A 17,110-nucleotide genomic window follows, 5' to 3' on the forward strand; every position below is an offset into this window, starting at 1 on the left:
CGATGTTTACCCCTGAAGTCGCCGTCGACCTGATCATCGAAGCGCTGCATGTCGTGATGCTGCTGGTGGTCATCCTGGTCGTGCCGGGTTTGCTCATGGGCTTGCTGGTCGCGCTGGTGCAGGCGGCCACCTCGATCAATGAACAGACCATGAGTTTCCTGCCGCGCCTGCTGGTCACCCTGCTGGCCCTGATCCTGGCCGGACGCTGGATGGCCGGTTACCTGATGGATTATTGCGTGTCCATTTTTCAGCGCGCCGCCACCCTGGTCGGATAGCGCCGCGCGCCATGGATCAGATTTTCAATCAGGTGCTGCCGTTTCTGCTGGCTGTGTGGTGGCCGTTCTGCCGCATCCTGGCCATGCTCAGCGCCTCGCCCGTGATCGGCGACGCCATGGTGCCCGTCCCCGTGCGGGTGCTGCTGTCGCTGGTGCTGGCGATCCTGATGCTGCCCGTGATGCAGGCCTCGGGCATCTCGCAGGACTTGCTGAAGATCGATCCGTTTTCCCTGCACGCCCTCGTCGCCACCCTGGAGCAGGCCATCGTCGGCTTCGTCCTGGGCCTGGCCTTCCATTTCGCCATGTCCGTCATGTCGGTGCTCGGCTACCTGGTGTCGAGCCAGGTGGGCTTTTCCATGGCCGTCATGAACGACCCGCTCAACGGCACTTCGTCGGACGTGATCACGGGTTTGCTCACGATCATGTGCATGATCGTGTTTTTCGCCATCGACGGCCACCTGGTGCTGACGGGCGTGATCGGCGCCAGTTTCAAGGCCTGGCCAGTGGGGCAGGGCTACGGGCCGCTGTTGCTGCAGACGGTGGCGTATAACGTGGCGTGGATCTTCGCCGCCGCCATGCTGCTGGCCTTGCCCATCATCTTTTCCACCATGGTGGTGCAGCTGGGCTTTGGGTTCCTGAACCGCGTGGCGCCGTCGCTGAACCTGTTTTCGCTGGGCTTTTCCATGATCACCATGTTCGGCCTGCTGATGCTGATGCAGATCGTGCGCTTTATCCCGGAGCACTATGTCGCCATGACGAACCGCGTGCTCGACATGATCGCCGAACAGATGCGGGTGGCCCATGGATAGCGCGCGGAAAGGTGTGACGCATGGCGGATAGCAGCACGGGCGACAAGACAGAAAAGGCGTCAGCCCAGAAGCTGAAGAAATCGCGCCAGGAAGGGCAGGTGGTGCGTTCGCGCGACCTGTCGACGGCGCTGGGCATCCTGATCAGCATGAAGGTCTTCATTTACCTGCTGCCCGGTTATCTGGTCAGCTTTCGCGAGCTGTTCGCCATGGCCTTCATGCCGCTCGACAGCAAAGGCGCGCTGGACAATGCCATGTCGATGGCGTTTACCACCTCGGTGGGCTTGCTGATCAAGATGGTCGTGCCGCTGTTTTGCGTGCCCCTGTTCGTCGTGCTCGGCTCATTGATCCCCGGCGGCTGGGTCGTCAGCACGAAGAACTGGATGCCGAAGATGGAGCGCCTGAGCCCGGCCAAGAACCTGGGCCGCCTGGTGTCGCCCAAGCATGGCTTTGAATTCGGCCTGTCCATCGCCAAGGCCGCCGTGCTGGGCATGGTGCTCGTGCACGTCAGCCGCTCCAGCCTGACGCAGTACGTGGACTTGCAGCACCGGCCCTTGCAGCAAGCCATGCTCGACGGCTCGGCGCTGATGCTCGACGGCCTGATGGCGCTTATTTCCGTCTTCGTGCTGTTCGCCATCATCGACGTGCCGGCGCAGGCGTTTTTCTTTGCCCGCAACCAGCGCATGAGTAAGCAGGACGTCAAGGAAGAACATAAAAGCAGCGAGGGCCGCCCCGAAGTGCGCCAGCGCATCCGCCAGCTGCAGCAGCAGATCGGCCGGCGCAGCGTGCGCAAGACCGTGCCCGACGCCGACGTGGTGATCGTCAATCCCGAGCATTACGCCGTTGCGCTCAAGTATGACCAGGACCGCGCCGAGGCGCCGTTTGTCGTTGCCAAGGGCGTCGACGAGATGGCGCTGTATATCCGGCAAGTGGCGAAGGAACACAACATTGAAACGCTGGAGTTGCCGCCGCTGGCGCGTGCCATCTACAACACCAGCCAGGTGCAGCAGCAGATTCCCGTGCAGCTGTACCAGGCCGTGTCGCAGGTGCTCAACTACATACTGCAGCTGAAAGCATTCCGTACTGGGCAGCGTGCCGCCCAGCCCCCATTTCCCACCGAGGTGGTCGTGCCATCTCATTTGAGCGAGGTAGTACCTTCATGAATTTCCTGAACCGGTTGGTTGCCGAAATGCGCCGCCACAAGTTCGCCACGCCGCTGTTCCTGCTGGTGATCCTGGCGATGATCATCCTGCCGCTGCCGCCCGTGCTGCTCGATATCTTGTTCACTTTCAATATCGTGCTGGCACTGATCGTCATCCTGGTCAGCGTCTCGGCCAAGCGGCCGCTCGATTTCTCCGTCTTCCCGACGGTGATCCTGGCCACCACCATGCTCAGGCTGACCCTGAACGTGGCGTCCACGCGCGTGGTGTTGCTGCACGGCCATACGGGCGCGGACGCGGCCGGTAAGGTGATCGAGGCCTTCGGTAACGTGGTGATCGGCGGTAACTTCGTCGTCGGTATCGTCGTCTTCGTGATCTTGATGATCATCAACTTCGCCGTCGTCACCAAGGGCGCCGAGCGTATTTCCGAGGTGTCGGCGCGCTTCACCCTCGATGCCTTGCCGGGCAAGCAGATGGCCATCGATGCCGACTTGAACGCCGGCCTGATCAACCAGGAAAAAGCCCAGATCCGCCGCAAGGACGTGGCCGCCGAAGCGGATTTCTACGGCGCCATGGACGGCGCGTCGAAGTTCGTGCGCGGCGATGCCGTCGCCAGTATCCTGATTTTGATCATTAATATGGTCGGCGGCGTGGCCATCGGCTCGCTGATGCACGACCTGTCGTTCGGCGATGCTTTCCGTCAATATGCACTGCTGACCATCGGCGATGGCCTGGTGGCGCAGATCCCGGCGCTGCTGCTGTCGGCTGCGGCCGCCATCCTGGTGACCCGCATCAGCGATTCGGGCGATTTCGAACAGCAGGTGGCGGGCCAGGTGCTGACCTCGCCAACGGTGATCTTCAGCGCGGCCGGCATGATGGTGGCGCTGGCCCTGATCCCGGGCATGCCGTGGCTCATGTTCATGACCTTTGCCGCCGTGCTGGCTTTTGTTGCCTGGCGTTTGACCAAGCGCGTGAAGGGACCCGACGCGGCCGGCATGGCGGCCATCGAGGCGGCCTTGCGCGACGACAAGCCCGCGGAACTGGAGTGGCAGCAATTGCCTGCCGTGCAGCCATTGATGGTAATGCTCGGCTATAAACTGGTCGGTATGGTTGATAAAACGCAAGGTGAGCCGCTGAACAAGCGCGTCAAGGGCGTGCGCCAGAGCCTGTCCGAGGCGATGGGCTTGCTGCTGCCGAACATCGGCGTGCGCGATGACCTGGCCCTGAAGCCGTCGCAATATGCGATCGTGCTGTCCGGCACCGTGGTGGCGCAGGCGGAAGTGCAGGCCGACCGGCTGATGGCGATCCCGTCGCCGAACGTGTATGGCCAGCTGGATGGCATTCCCGGCATCGAGCCGGCCTACGGCATGCCCGTCACGTGGATCGAACCGAGCGAAAAGGCGCATGCGCTGGGCCTCGGTTACCAGGTCATCGAGGCGCCCAGCGTGATCGCCACGCACTTGTCGAAGATGGTGCGCGAATACCTGCCGGAACTGTTCCGCCACGAAGACGTGTCGAACATGATGGAACGCTTGACGGCCCTGTCGCCGAAACTGGCTGGCGCGCTGGACAAGGCGCTGACGCACACGCAGCTGCTGCGCGTGTTCCGCGTCTTGCTGGCAGAAAACGTGTCCTTGAAGGATATCGTGCCCATCGCCACCACCTTGCTCGACAGTTCGGAAACCACCAAGGACCCGATCCTGCTGGCGGCCGAAGTGCGCTGCGCGCTGCGGCGCCAGATCGTCAGCGGCCTGTTTGGCCAGAAGATGGAAATGCAGGCGTTTAACCTGGGCGGCGAACTGGAAAACATGCTGCTCGGCTCATTGAACCAGGCGCGCCAGTCGGGCAAGGTGACCTTGGACAATTATCCGATCGACCCGCACCTGTTGTCGCAGCTGCAAGTGAACATGCCGGTGGCGCGCGAGCAGATGAAGCAGCAAGCCACGCCGCCGTTGCTGCTGGTGCTGCCGCAGATCCGTCCGCTGCTGGCCCGCTACGCGCGCCTGTTCGCGCCGGGCCTGCATGTGCTGTCGTACAACGAAATCCCGGAAAACCGCGAAGTGAGCATCATCGGCACGGTGGGCTAGTAGGGCGGGATGAAAAGAAAAACGGCGCTGCGGGCGCCGTTTTTTTGTGCTGCATCAATCCTGCTCGTCGATGGGCGGCAGCAGGTCGTGCTCCTGGCCGTCGGCCAGCAGCAGCACGGTGCTGCCTTGCGCCGTTTCTTCCTCGTCGCCATAGTCGTAGCCGAGCGGCGCCGCCACTTCCTTCGAGGCGGCGATGGTTTCTTCTTCGGCCTCGGCCACGGGTGCCGCGCGCGCATCGGGATCGGCCGCCGCTTCCGCTTCCGGCTGCGTCAGCAGCAGTGCCACTTCGGCCATGGCGCGGAACAGGGGCTGCGACAGCGCGGCGGCACCCGCCTGCATCGGGTAATTGCCGTGCACGCGCTGCGCATGCAGCTGGCGGTTCAGGCGGCAGCGCACGACGCGCAGGCCCGCGCGCCGCACGGCGCCGGCGATCTCGGGCAGGGCCAGGCGCAGGTGGCGCAGCGCCGCTTCCTCGTCGGCGGCCAGTTCCAGCAGCACGCCGTCGCCGGCCGGCTCCATCTGGATCACGACCCGGCCGATGCCGATGATGATCAGCTCGACGCGCAGCGCCACCTTGCCGCGCCGCCTCGGCGTTGCCTCTTCGTCCTCGTCGCTGGCCAGCACGCGCAGCAGCAGGCGCTGGCCGCCCCAGCCATACACGGCAAAGCGCCACGCTTCGCTGTCGACCGTCAGGGGCGGACGGGCGCCTTCGCGCAGCAGCGCCGGTTGCTGCTCGGCCATGAAGAGGTTGCCCGGCACGTGCTGGCCGCGCGCCTGTTCCTGCAGCGCCGCATACTGCTCGCCATAGGTCCTGACCATCACGCGCCACGAGGCGGCCAGCTGCGCCGCGTCGGGCGGCTGCCAGACCAGCTGGCGCGTGAAGAACAGCTGATTCACCTGCATGGCGCTGCTGTCGCGCGGCATGGCGCCGCCCGTGCCATCGGCGTTGGGCTTGATGAGGGATGCCAGGCTGTCCTGGCCCTGCTGCTGCAGCTGGGCGGGCAGGGTGCCGGCGTCCGGTGCGGGCGCCATGTAGGGCCCGATGGGCACCAGGGGCTGGACCACGCCCGGCACCATCGGCGTCGCGGGGCTGACGTCGAAGCGCTGGGTAATCAGGGGCACCGGATTGCCCGATGAAATGCGGTCTATCGCCATGCCATTGCTTCCTGCTGATACATATTCATCCGATCCGCCATCGCGCCCTGCCAGTCACTATTGTAGTAAAGAAAGAATCAGCTTGCTCATGCTCTGGCTTTGCTTGAGCATGGCCGTGCTCGCCTGCATCAGCATTTGCGCCGAGGTCATGTTGGCGCTTTCGGCCGCGTAGTCGACATCCATGATGCGGCCGATGGCGGTCTTGGTGTGGGTGATCATGTTGGACAGGTTGTTGTAGACATGGCCGAGCCGGTTCGCCGTGGCGCCCAGCGCCGAGCGCACGCTGCCGACCTTGTCGACGGCCGCCGCCAGCAGGTCGATCATGCCGTTGGCGCTGCTGTTGCTGGCAAATTCGCTGCCGGGCGTGGCGCCTGGCGCGAAATTGGCCGAGATCGCCTGCAGCGCCGCATCCAGGCCGGCCATGTCGCCCGCCACGCTGAACTGCATCGTCTCGCTGCCGCTGGCGCCGATCTGGAACGTCATGGCTTGCGACAAGGTGCCGTTGCCGGCGCTGCCGTTGCCCAGCAATAAGGTGCCGCCATAGCGGGTGTTCGTCATCACGTTGTACAGCTCGGCGCCCAGCGCATCGTACTCGCCCTGCATGGCGTCGCGGTCCTTCTGGTTCGACGAGGCGTCCGCCGCCTGGGTGGCCAGGTCCTTCATGCGCACCAGCATGCTGGTGACTTCGCCAAACGCGCCTTCGGCCGTCTGCAGCAGCGAGGTGCTGTTTTGCGTGTTGCGCATGGCCACCGCCATGCCGCTGGTCTGGGCGCTGAGCCTGGTGGCGATCTGCAAGCCGGCCGCGTCGTCCATGGCCGAATTGATGCGAAATCCCGTGGAGAGCCGCGTCATCGACGTCGACAGCAGCTGCTGGGCCCAGCCCATGGCCCGCTGGGCAGACAGTGCGGCAGTATTGGTATGAATGCTCAGCACGCGGCGGCTCCAGTGGACGATTGTTCGGTGTTCTGCCTTGTATAGGCGACTATGTTGGCAACATCGTTAAACGTGATGGCAATTTAGTTCAATTTGCCTGAATGCGTCGCGCTGCAGGCGAAAAAAAAGCCAGACCGGAGTCTGGCTTGTATTTGTCAGGCCGCAAGCGGCCCGGCAAAAATTATTGCAGCAGGGACATGACCATCGAGGACATGCTGTTGCTTTGCTTCAACATTGCGGTGCCAGCTTGCAGCAGCATTTGCGACGACGTCATGTTCGAGCTTTCGGTCGCGAAGTCGGTGTCCATGATGCGGCCGGTAGCGGCTTTGGTGTTGGTGGCGATGTTCGACAAGTTGGTGTTGACGTGGTCCAGACGGTTGGCCGTCGCGCCCAGTGCCGAACGCACGGTGCTGACGCTGTCGATGGCGGCAGCCAGCTTGCCGATGGTGGCGTTGGCGGAAGCGGTCAGTTCCGTGGCGCCGGTCGATGCGGCTGCGGCGAAGTTTGTGCTCAGGCCGGTCAGGGCAGCGTTCAGCGAGGTCAGGTTGCCGGAAACGTCGAAGCTCATTTTTTCCGTCGAGCTGGCGCCGATCTGGAACGTCATCGATGCCGACAGGGTGCCCGCCGTAGCAGCCGAACCGTCGCCCAGCAGCTTGGTGCCGCCGAACGTGGTGTTGGTCATCACGTTGTACAGCTCTTGACCCAGAGCATTGTACTCGGCTTGCATGGCGGTCTTGTCGTTGGCGGTCGACGACGCATCGGCTGCCTGGGTTGCCAGGTCTTTCATGCGCACCAGCATGTTGGTCACTTCGGCGAACGCACCTTCAGCCGTTTGCAGCAGCGAGGTGCTGTTTTGCGTGTTGTTCATGGCAACGGTCATGCCGCTGGTTTGTGCTTTCAGGCGGGTCGCGATTTGCAGGCCGGCAGCGTCGTCCATGGCCGAATTGATGCGGAAGCCGGTGCTCAGGCGCGTCATCGAAGTCGACAGCTTGGATTGGGTGTTCGTGATCGAATTTTGTGCCGACAGGGAGGCAGCGTTGGTGTGAAGGCTCAGCATGGTGTCATTCCTAAATTGGGTGGTTGCGGTGAGGAGCGACTTTTAGCTGCTCCTATCAGTACAAGACGACCGTGCCGCCACCTTAATTAAATGCTTTAAGGAAATTTTTGAAAATAAATCGTATTTGTTGCTCCGCCGGTCCCTCTGGCCCGTCTTGCGGCATGCTGGTATAGGGTGTTGATGAAAAAAAAGCCAGACTGGAGTCTGGCTTCGATAGATTGGCCGCAAGCGGCCAAGTCCATATTATTGCAGCAGGGACATGACCATCGAGGACATGCTGTTGCTTTGTTTCAGCATCGCGGTGCCAGCTTGCAGCAGCATTTGCGACGACGTCATGTTCGAGCTTTCGGTCGCGAAGTCGGTGTCCATGATGCGGCCGGTAGCGGCTTTGGTGTTGGTGGCGATGTTCGACAAGTTGGTGTTGACGTGGTCCAGACGGTTAGCCGTCGCGCCCAGTGCCGAACGCACGGTGCTGACGCTGTCGATGGCGTCAGCCAGCAGGCCGATGGTGGTATTGGCGGAAGCGGTCAGTTCCGTGGAAGTCGTCGTGCCTGCCGACGAGAAGTTCGTGCTCAAGCCGCTCAGGGCGGTATTCAGCGCGCTCAGATTGGCGGAAACGTCGAAGCTCATTTTTTCGGTCGAGCTGGCACCGATCTGGAACGTCATCGAAGCCGACAGCGTGCCATTTCCGGCTGCGCCGTTGCCCAGCAGCTTGGTGCCGCCGAACGTGGTGTTGGTCATCACGTTGTACAGCTCTTGACCCAGAGCATTGTACTCGGCTTGCATGGCGGTCTTGTCGTTGGCGGTCGACGACGCATCGGCTGCCTGGGTGGCCAGGTCTTTCATGCGCACCAGCATGTTGGTCACTTCGGCGAACGCGCCTTCGGCCGTTTGCAGCAGCGAGGTGCTGTTTTGCGTGTTGTTCATCGCAACGGTCATGCCGCTGGTTTGTGCTTTCAGGCGGGTGGCGATTTGCAGGCCGGCAGCGTCGTCCATGGCCGAGTTGATGCGGAAGCCGGTGCTCAGGCGCGTCATCGAAGTCGACAGCTTGGATTGGGTGTTCGTGATCGAATTTTGTGCCGACAGGGAGGCAGCGTTGGTGTGAAGGCTCAGCATGGTGTCATTCCTAATTGGGTGGTTGCGATGAGGAGCGACTTTTAGCTGCTCCTATCAGTACAAGACGACCGTGCCGCCCCCTTAATTAAATGCAATGAGGAAATATATATATTTTTTTCCCGCAAATCGTCTGACTGCTCAAACCGCTGGTGCGGGCGCCAGGGTGCCGCGCGTGCAAAGCAGGAAAATACTCGAGCATAAATCCGGATATTGCTGGCCTAATTGATAACAGCCATCCAGGTACGCGGGAGAAATGATGTCCGTCTGCAGCAAACGATCCCATTGGAAGTTGGCCAGGGCCTTGAAGAAGATGCCGGAGCGGTGCACCACGTTCAGGCCTGCGGCACGCGCATCGCGTTCCAGGGTATCGAGCGTGTAGGTGCAGCGGTGGCCATGTTCGGCCTCGGCCGGCGTGACGGCCGTATTGTGGCTGATCAAGCCCATTTTGACGGCGATCTGGCGCGATGGTGCATTCGCGTTGGGGCAGACGAGGAAAAAACTGCCGCCGTCGGCCAGCCATTCGTCATTGATGCGCTTGAGCACCGCAACGGGATCGTCGATGTGCTCCAGCACGTGCGTGAGCACGATATTGTCATATTTGCGCGGCAGGACGGCCTGTTCGAAGCGCGAGACGATGATCTGTGCCGCCGTGCCCAGTTTCGCGCGTGCCTCCGCGGCGGCCACTTCGGACGCCTCGACGCAGGTGATGTCGTCGAAGTGCCTGGCCAGGCGCCGCGTCAGGTCGCCCTTGAAGCTGCCCAGTTCGAGCAGGCTGCCGGGGCGGAAAAAAGGCTGGAACGAGGTCAGCATATAGGGATGCATGACGTCGAAATCGAAGCCGTACGCATATTTCCTGTCCTGGCTGTCGATCATTTCTTGATTGTAATCACGTGTATTGGTCATGGCGGTCTCGCTATGGGTGAAATAGTTGTAGCTGCATGCGCAGCATCGTGCCTTCCGCCGGGCCGGCCGGCAGGAACCCCGCTGTGCCATACAGGACGAGTGCGGCATGGTTGTCGCCGGCCACTTCCAGGGAGGCGTGCCGCATGCCATCCCGGCGCGCTTGTGTCAGGCACAGCTCCAGCAGGCGGCCCGCGATGCCCACGCGCCAAAAGTCGCTGAGTACGCTGACATTGCTGATGTGGACGGTGGCCGACGCGTCGTGGTGGTAGGCGGCCAGCAAGCCCGCCAGGCGCGGACCAGACCATGCCTCGTAGCGCAGTGCCCGCGCATACAGCTTGCTTACGTAGGCGCTCAACTCCGTGCGTGCACGCAAGGCGGCCAAAAAACCGGCATCGCAAGCCAGGAAGTGCGCCAGCAGCGCGTCTTCACCTGCCTGCCCGTGTCGGTAGTCGAGCACTGGCATCATTGTTCCAGCACGGCCAGGCCGAAGCCGTTGCGGCCGAACATGTTGCCGTTGTATAGCAGGTAGACTGCGCCGTCGCATTCGAACACGTGCGGATAGCATTGCATGTCGCTATCCCATGCGCCATCGGTGCCGTGCAGCGCCGGTTGCTCGTCGTCGCGCGTCCAGTTGACCAGGTCGTCGGACCAGGCGTGGCCGATGCGGTAGCCGCGCGCGCTGTTGACGCGGAAATCCGACGATTGGCGATAGCAAAAGAACATGTGGTGGCGCCCGTCGATCGTCACCACCGTGGGCAAGGCCTGGCTTTCGTCGGCGCCGAGCCGGTCGCTGATGATCTGGCGCGCCTCTTCCTTGGTCCAGTCGATGCCGTTGCTGGAGACGGCATGGCCGATCTTGTAGGTGCGGTCGGGCGCGCTGTCGGCGTTATAGCGGCGCCAGCCGGTGCCGAAGATGTACCACATGTGGTACACGTCGCCGATGCGCTTGACGAAGCCGTCGCCCACGAGGCTGGGTTCGTGCAGGGAGGGGCCCAGCACGGGGCCGGGGCCGATGCGTTCGAAAGTGAGGCCATCGTCATGGCTGATGGCCAGGCCGATGGCTGTATCCACGGACACAGAAACGCGCCGGTTCCAGCCACAGGTGTAGCCATAGACGGCGTCGCCATGGCGCATGACGCTCATGGGGAAAATGCCGTGCTCATCGAAGCAGCCCAGGGCCCCCAGGGCGATGACGGGCTGCTGCGCCAGCCCAATGACGGTGCGCAAGTCCTTTTGCATGTCGACGAAGGCGATATGGCTTAGGTATTTGCCATTCACGGGGTCCACCGCGCGGGTCGAAAAATAGATGCGCACGAAGTCGTCGAAGACCAGTGCCTGCGGCGATTGGGCGAAGTGCTGGCAGCCATTTGGCAGGACGTGTTCGGCGGGATCGAAGATGTGGCCGAGCTTTTTCCACTGCAAGGTCTTGCTCATGCGAGGTTTCCTTCCAATACGGCCAGGCCGAAACCGTGGCGGCCCACCTGGTCGCCCAGGTAAGCCATGTAGATGCTGCCATCGAGCTCGAAGACATGCGGATAGCTGATCATTTCAGCATCCCAGCCTTCCTCGGCCACGTCGATGCCCGCCTTGCTGTCGTCGCGCACCCAGTCGAGCAGGTTGCTGCTGGAAGCGTAACCGATGCGGTAGCCAAATTCCTTGCCGCGGTAATTGCCGCTGTAGCGATAGCAAAAGAACATGTGGTATTTATTATTCGCATAAAACACGTCGGGGCTGGCTTGCGCCTCGTCGGCTTCGACGCGGCTGTCGATCAGGTCGCGGTTGACCTTGTTCCAGTGCAGCCCATCGTTGGAGGTGGCCATACGGATCTTGTAGACAGGCTCGGCGCGGCCATCGACCATCTTCCAGTTGCTGCCCGCGATATACCAGAGGTACCAGAGATCGCCGAAACGGCGGATTTTCGGCCCGCTGAGGACGAATGGCTCGTCGGGCGTGTAGGGCAGCACGGGACCTTTGCCCAGCTTGCTGAAGGTGACGCCGTCGTCGTCGCTGACGGCGCCGCCGATGGCCACGTTGAAGGGCACGGATTCGCAGCGCGTCCAGCCCGCGTAATAGGCGCGTACCTGGCCGCCGTGGCGGATTACGGAGACGGGATAGGTGCCGAATTCATCAAACTCGCCCAGGCCGCCCAGGGCGAGAATCGGCTGGTCGCTGACCCGGCGTATCTTGAACAGGTCGCTGCGTTCGAGGTCGACAAAGGCCGAATAGCTGACGTACTGGCCCTGTGCGTCGGGGCCCGGGCGGCAAGAGAAGTACACGCGCACGAAGTCGTCGAACACGAGCGTGGCGGGCGCCTGGGCAAATTCCTTCAGCCACGGCCGTCCTTCGATGGCCTGGGGCGTGAACACCTTGCCGAGTTTTTTCCAGCGGAAGGGCGCTTCGCGTGGGGGAGATTGAATCATTGTTATTCCTTGCTTGCGCCGGGCGCGTCCACGGCTGGCGTGGCGTGGATGCCTGCACGGGCATGGTTAGGGGGCGTCATGGGCTGATGCTTGCGCGCTGCCGCTGTCAGGCAGGCGGACGAATGACATCATACTGATTCTGGATGGCAAGTTGCAATGTTTGCGGGGCATTGAACATCATGACATCGACGATAGACAGCCACGGCACGAATTCGCCGCCGAACTGCGTATAGCTCGCCAAGCGCGGCTGGATGAATTCCAGAGCGATGCCGCGCTCCTGGAAGGCTACCGCCTGGTACAGTTCCTGGCCGCCGGATGCATTGATGTAGCGCTGCGCGCCCACCGCCTGGCACAGGGCCAGCACCTTGTCCTGGCTCTTGAGCGCATGGTCGATGGCAATGCCGGACGCGCGCACCAGCGGCGTGTTGATGCCCAGCTGGCGGCAGCTCGCTTCCAGGCTGTGCAGCAGGAAGTCGAACAGGTTGGCGGCAGGGTGGCGCACCACCGTTTCGAGCAGCGGGAAGATGTCTTGGAAGTGCGGCGCGCGCGCATACGCCGCCTTCAGCTGGTTCAGCAGTTTTTCGCCGTCAAACTGGGGCGAGATCTCGCGCTCGCCGATGTGCAGCTGGTCCGAGCCGTTTTTCAGCGGCACGCTGAAGGTCGCGTCCTGCCCGTTGAGCAGCATGCGGTTGCGGTTGATCCAGCCTTTCTTCGTGTACTTGATGTTGTCGTACACGATGAACAGATCGGCCGCCGCGATCAGCTGGTAATAGCCAATGTAGGGCAGGAAATACGGCTGCATGATGGCCACTCTCATGCTGTTTTCAGCAGCGCCGCCGGCGCCCCGTGCATGGCGATCAAGTCGCTGATGGCGTCGATCTGCGCCGTTTCCAGGGTCGGATATAGGGGCAGGCAAATCACCTGTTCCGCCGCTTTGCGGGCCACGGGCAGGTTGGCGGGCGCCGCCGATGGCATGCCGCGGTACATGGGGAAGTCACTGATGAGCGGGTAGAAATAGCGCCGTGCATAGATATTGTTTTCGCGCAGTATGGCAAACAGCGCGTCGCGGCCCAGCGGAAATTCCGGCCGCACGAGGATGGGGAAGTAGGCGTGATTGGTGGTGGCGTCCAGTGCCGGCTGCAGGCAGTCGATGCCACGCACGGGCGCCAGGTTGCGTCGGTAGCGCGCATCGATTTCCTTGCGCTGCGCCAGTGCCGCATCGATATTTTTCAGCTGCAGCAGGCCGAAGGCGGCGTTGATTTCGCTCATCTTGCCGTTGATGCCAGGCGCCACCACCGTGACTTCGTCGACGAAGCCGAAGTTTTTCAGGTGGTCGATGCGCTGCTTGGTCTTGGCGTCCGGCGAGATGATCGCACCGCCTTCGAAGGTGTTGAAGACCTTCGTGGCATGAAAGCTGAGGACGGACAGGTCGCCATGGTTGAGCACGCTACCACCCTGGTGGCGCACGCCGAACGCGTGTGCCGCGTCATAGATCACCTTGAGGTTGTAGTTGTCGGCAATCTTTTCGATGGCTGCGACGTCGCACGGCCGGCCGTAGCAGTGCACCGGCATGATGGCGGTGGTTTGCGGCGTGATGGCGGCCTCGATCTTGGCCGGGTCGAGGTTCAGGCTGTCCGGATCGATATCGACGAACACGGGCTTGATGCTGTTCCACAGCAGGGAGTGGGCGGTGGCGACAAACGAATACGGCGTGGTGATGACTTCGCCGTTGATGCGCAGCGCCTGCAGCGCCGTCATCAGCGCCAGGGTGCCATTGGCGAACAGGCTGATGTATTTCACGCCCAGGTAATCGCACAATGCCTGTTCGAGTTGCTGGTGGAACGGGCCGCCATTCGTCAGGATCTTGTTTTCCCAGATGCTTTCCAGATAGGGCAGGAAGTCCTGCAGGTCAGGCAGCAGCGGCTGCGTGACATACACGGGTTTCTTGTTTTGCGTGCTCATACGAGTCCGATCGGCGGGTTGGGGACGGCCACGGGGGCCTCGAACGAGACGGGCGGCAAGCCTTCGCACCAGCGCTGCCACATGATGCGCAGGCTGTTTTCCAGGCCTTCTGTGATCAGCTTTGGGTTGCCCATGGCCGATTGTTCCAGGCGGTGGCGCATGCTGTAGCGGTAGGCGCCCAGCAGCATCGGGTTGGCCGCCATGGCCTGTGCCTTGCGCACATAGTCGTCGTCATCCTCGGCGATGAATTCTTCCAGTCCTACCTGCAGCAGGATCGATGTGCCGGCGCGGCTGGGCATGGTGGCGCCGGCCGTCGTCAGGGTGGGCACGCCCATCCACAGCGCGTGGAAGGTCGTCGTGCCGCCGCCGTACGGGAAGGTGTCGAGGCAGATATCGACGCGATGGTGCATGGCCATGAATTGCGTCATGCCCGTGCGGCCCTCGAAGGTCAGGCGCTCCGGCGCGATGCCTTCTTCCTCGAACCAGCCCATGAGCAGCGGATGCGGCGCGGAGGTGGGCATGGCCGCGATCAGCATGCGGGCGTCCGGAATGGCGCGCAGCAGCATGGACCAGCGCGCGATGACCTGGCGGTTGATCTTGTTGAGGCGGTTGAAGCTGCCGAAGGTAAGGTAGCCGTTCGTCAGCGCGGGAGCAGGGTGGATGCCGGGTGCATATTCCGATGGCAGGAACGGCGAGCAGGCCGGCAGCAGGACCAGCTTTTCTGTGAATTGACTGTCGAGGATGCCGTCCGGCGCGAAATATGGATCGGTCAGGTAATAATCCATGGCGCGCAGGCCCGTCGTCAGCGGATAGCCGATCCAGCTGGCCTGGATGGGGGCCGGCTTGCTGGCGAAGACCAGCAGGCGGTTCTTGCCTGTGTGGCCCGACAGGTCGATCAGGATGTCGATGCCGTCGTCGCGGATCTGCTGCGCCAGTTCGAGGTCGGTCATCTGCTCGACCTGGCGCCAGTGGGGGATGACTTCGCGCAAGCGCTGTGTGACGTGGTCGTCCTGCGCATTGTTGTGGTAGGCATGCAGCGACAGTCCCGCTTCGCCGCGGATATTCTCCAGCACCGGGATGATGAAATGCGGCACCGGATGGTTGTGCAGGTCACCCGATACCAGGCCCACTTTCAGGGTGCGCAGCGGGTCGCGCGCATTGCCGTGTTCCTTGGCATTTTTCGCCACATGCGTCTCGAACGTGTCGCTAAAGCGCAGATGCTCGGCAAACAGGGTAGCCGCATCGACGTTGGCGCTGTGCGACAGCAGGAACAGGTAGTTGCTGAACAGGGTCTCCCACAATGGGCACACCTTCAGACCGGCGCGGCAGGTTTCGATGGCTTCGTCGATGCGGCCGACGTTGCTCAGGGTGGCGCTGATGTTGACATAGGCGTCGCGATAGTCGGGATTCAGGGCCAGCGCCGCACGGTAGCATTCCAGCGCCGCTGTCGGCGCATTGGTCAGCACGTGGCAGTTGCCGAGCGCGAAGTGCGCGCGCTCGTACGCGGGATCGAGCACTACCGCAGCCTGGTAGTGTGTGCGCGCCTGCTCATAGTTTTTTTGTGCCTGGAACACGGTGCCCAGGTTGCACAGGGCCGAGACATTCTTCGAGTTGAGTTCCAGCGCGCGCAGATAGGCGGCCTGGGCATCGTCGTAGCGCTTCAGCTCCTGCAGCGCCACGCCGAGATTGTTGTGCACTTCGTCGTTGTCCGGTTCGCGCTCGGTCGCACCGGTATACGCTTCGACGGCCTGGACATAGCGGCGGATGGTGTTGTAATAGTCGCCCAGTTGGTTGTAGGGCAGGGCGCTGTCCGGCGCCAGGTCGATCGCGCGCTGGAAGTACAGCAGCGCATTGTCCTGTTCTTCGGCGGCGCCGTAGACGATGGCCAATTGGGCGCAGACCTGGGCATCACCGGGTTGCAGAAGTTGCGCGCGCTGGCACAGGGCGATGGCCGGCGCATAATTTTTTTCCTGGCATTGCAGCAATCCCAAGCTGCTCAGCGCCTGCACGAAGTTGCCATCGATGGCCAGTGCCTGTTCATAGGCGGCGATGGCATCGCTGACGTGGCCCTGGGATTGCAGCGCGCGGGCCAGGTTGTTGTACAGCATGGCTTCGCCCGGCGTCGCCTCGATGGCGCGCCGGTAGCTGGCCGCTGCGCCCTTGAAGTCGCCCGCTTCATGCAGCGCGCTGGCCAGGTTGGCATGCACGGCGGTGGTATGCGGCGCCAGCTGCAGCACGGCGCGGTAACTGAAGATGGCGGCCTGCCATTGTTTCAGGTCTTGCTGGGCGTTGCCGAGATTGAGGTAGACTTCCGCGTCGCCGGGCAGCAGCGCCAGCGCCGCCTTGTAGCTGGCGATGGCGTCTTCATTGCGCTGCATGGCCTTTAACGTATTGCCGAGATTGAAGTGGGCCTTGGCATAATCGGGGCGTAGCGCCAGCGCCTGCCGGTAGGCCTGTTCGGCCTGCTCTAGCTGGCCCAGCGACTGCAAGGTCACGGCCAGGTTGCCATGTGCTTCGACAAAGTCCGGATTCAGCTGCAGCGCGCGCGTGTAACTGGCGATGGCCTCCTCGTGCATGCCGCACGCCTGGAGGGCGGTGCCCAGATTGCCATGCGCCTCGGCGTCATGCGGCGCCAGCTCCACCGTGTGTTGCCATGCCTGCAGTGCATCCTTGCCCTGCTGTTGCAGCGCGGTGCCCAGCACGCTCCAGGCAAAGTCGGACAGCGGGTAGCGCTGCGTCAGATCGCGGCTGGCCGCTTCCAGTTCGGCATGGCGGCCGGCCTGGTACAGGTCGATGACGGCCTGGATTTCCTGTGCATCTGGCGCGGCGGCAATCGCCGTTTCCACGCGCTTGCGCAGCGTTTGCGACTGTTCGTTGTCCAGCCCGCGGGCCATCGCTTCGCTGACGATTTCCAGCGCCTGCTCACGCTCGCCCGCTTTCAGCAAGCCGTCCGCGTAGGAGAGCCAGAACTGGCCTTCGTCCGGATTCACCGACAGCGCCTTGTGCAGGTATGGCAGGCCGGCCTTGAATTGGCCAACCTGTCCCGCCAGCAAGCCCATGTTGTGATTGGCGATGGCGTGATAAGGCTGGACCTGCAAAATAGCCAGGTACAGTTCCTCCGCCTGCTCCAGCAGCCCCGCCTGGTGCGCTGCAAGCGCTGCTTGCAAGTCGTTGTCGAGAGGCATCTCAGTGGTGGTGCTAGCGGTCATGGCAAGTGGCAAAAGTGAGGTCAGCTG

15 protein-coding genes are annotated in these 17,110 nt (G+C 62.6%); 4 read left to right on the forward strand and 11 right to left on the reverse strand.

Features of this window, described 5'->3' with window-relative positions; translation table 11 throughout:
* Nucleotides 1-2: 2 nt before the first annotated feature.
* Genes AC1RJW_RS15190 through AC1RJW_RS15205 form a run of 4 tightly spaced genes read left to right on the forward strand, consistent with a single transcriptional unit; the run spans nucleotide 3 to nucleotide 4,328 of the window.
* Nucleotides 3-275 (forward strand): flagellar biosynthetic protein FliQ, encoded by a 273-nt coding sequence (locus AC1RJW_RS15190; RefSeq protein ID WP_034757874.1) that lies wholly within the window; start codon nucleotides 3-5, stop codon nucleotides 273-275.
* Nucleotides 276-286: 11 nt separating this feature from the next.
* On the forward strand, nucleotides 287-1,084 hold the full coding sequence (locus AC1RJW_RS15195; protein ID WP_493045638.1) for a flagellar biosynthetic protein FliR: 798 nt from the start codon (nucleotides 287-289) through the stop codon (nucleotides 1,082-1,084).
* 20 nt (nucleotides 1,085-1,104) lie between these two features.
* Nucleotides 1,105-2,244, forward strand: coding sequence for an EscU/YscU/HrcU family type III secretion system export apparatus switch protein (locus tag AC1RJW_RS15200; RefSeq protein WP_493045639.1), 1,140 nt, complete (start codon nucleotides 1,105-1,107; stop codon nucleotides 2,242-2,244).
* A complete protein-coding gene (locus AC1RJW_RS15205) occupies nucleotides 2,241-4,328 on the forward strand; it encodes a flagellar biosynthesis protein FlhA (protein ID WP_493045640.1) in 2,088 nt (695 codons plus the stop codon). Before AC1RJW_RS15200 ends, AC1RJW_RS15205 begins: the two co-directional genes overlap by 4 nt.
* 54 nt (nucleotides 4,329-4,382) lie before the next feature.
* Here AC1RJW_RS15205 and AC1RJW_RS15210 read toward each other — a convergent pair whose 3' ends face one another.
* The 11 genes from AC1RJW_RS15210 to AC1RJW_RS15260 form a co-directional block, all read right to left on the reverse strand.
* Nucleotides 4,383-5,483, reverse strand: a complete 1,101-nt coding sequence (locus AC1RJW_RS15210) for a hypothetical protein (protein WP_493045641.1) — start codon at nucleotides 5,481-5,483, stop codon at nucleotides 4,383-4,385.
* Between the two features lie 57 nt (nucleotides 5,484-5,540).
* On the reverse strand, nucleotides 5,541-6,416 hold the full coding sequence (locus tag AC1RJW_RS15215) for a flagellin N-terminal helical domain-containing protein (RefSeq protein WP_493045642.1): 876 nt from the start codon (nucleotides 6,414-6,416) through the stop codon (nucleotides 5,541-5,543).
* A 181-nt stretch (nucleotides 6,417-6,597) separates the two neighbouring features.
* A complete protein-coding gene (locus AC1RJW_RS15220; RefSeq protein ID WP_215409574.1) occupies nucleotides 6,598-7,473 on the reverse strand; it encodes a flagellin N-terminal helical domain-containing protein in 876 nt (291 codons plus the stop codon).
* A 243-nt stretch (nucleotides 7,474-7,716) separates the two neighbouring features.
* Nucleotides 7,717-8,589 (reverse strand): flagellin N-terminal helical domain-containing protein, encoded by an 873-nt coding sequence (locus tag AC1RJW_RS15225; RefSeq protein ID WP_493045643.1) that lies wholly within the window; start codon nucleotides 8,587-8,589, stop codon nucleotides 7,717-7,719.
* Between the two features lie 138 nt (nucleotides 8,590-8,727).
* Nucleotides 8,728-9,492: a class I SAM-dependent methyltransferase gene (locus AC1RJW_RS15230; RefSeq protein ID WP_493045644.1), complete on the reverse strand. Its 765-nt coding sequence runs from the start codon at nucleotides 9,490-9,492 to the stop codon at nucleotides 8,728-8,730.
* Nucleotides 9,493-9,502: 10 nt separating this feature from the next.
* Nucleotides 9,503-9,958 (reverse strand): GNAT family N-acetyltransferase, encoded by a 456-nt coding sequence (locus AC1RJW_RS15235; RefSeq protein ID WP_493045645.1) that lies wholly within the window; start codon nucleotides 9,956-9,958, stop codon nucleotides 9,503-9,505.
* On the reverse strand, nucleotides 9,955-10,926 hold the full coding sequence (locus AC1RJW_RS15240; RefSeq protein WP_493045646.1) for a glycoside hydrolase family protein: 972 nt from the start codon (nucleotides 10,924-10,926) through the stop codon (nucleotides 9,955-9,957). The genes AC1RJW_RS15235 and AC1RJW_RS15240 overlap by 4 nt, the downstream gene beginning before the upstream one ends.
* Complete coding sequence (locus AC1RJW_RS15245) at nucleotides 10,923-11,912, reverse strand: glycoside hydrolase family protein (protein WP_493045647.1); 990 nt, start codon at nucleotides 11,910-11,912, stop codon at nucleotides 10,923-10,925. Before AC1RJW_RS15245 ends, AC1RJW_RS15240 begins: the two co-directional genes overlap by 4 nt.
* A 106-nt stretch (nucleotides 11,913-12,018) precedes the next feature.
* Complete coding sequence (locus tag AC1RJW_RS15250; protein ID WP_493045648.1) at nucleotides 12,019-12,729, reverse strand: WbqC family protein; 711 nt, start codon at nucleotides 12,727-12,729, stop codon at nucleotides 12,019-12,021.
* Nucleotides 12,726-13,874 (reverse strand): dTDP-4-amino-4,6-dideoxy-D-glucose aminotransferase VioA, encoded by a 1,149-nt coding sequence (gene vioA / locus AC1RJW_RS15255; protein WP_493045649.1) that lies wholly within the window; start codon nucleotides 13,872-13,874, stop codon nucleotides 12,726-12,728. The genes AC1RJW_RS15250 and vioA overlap by 4 nt, the downstream gene beginning before the upstream one ends.
* Nucleotides 13,871-17,083, reverse strand: coding sequence for a tetratricopeptide repeat protein (locus AC1RJW_RS15260; RefSeq protein ID WP_493045650.1), 3,213 nt, complete (start codon nucleotides 17,081-17,083; stop codon nucleotides 13,871-13,873). The genes vioA and AC1RJW_RS15260 overlap by 4 nt, the downstream gene beginning before the upstream one ends.
* Nucleotides 17,084-17,110: the final 27 nt, after the last annotated feature.

This window comes from Janthinobacterium sp. GW822-FHT07A03 (genome assembly GCF_058798815.1).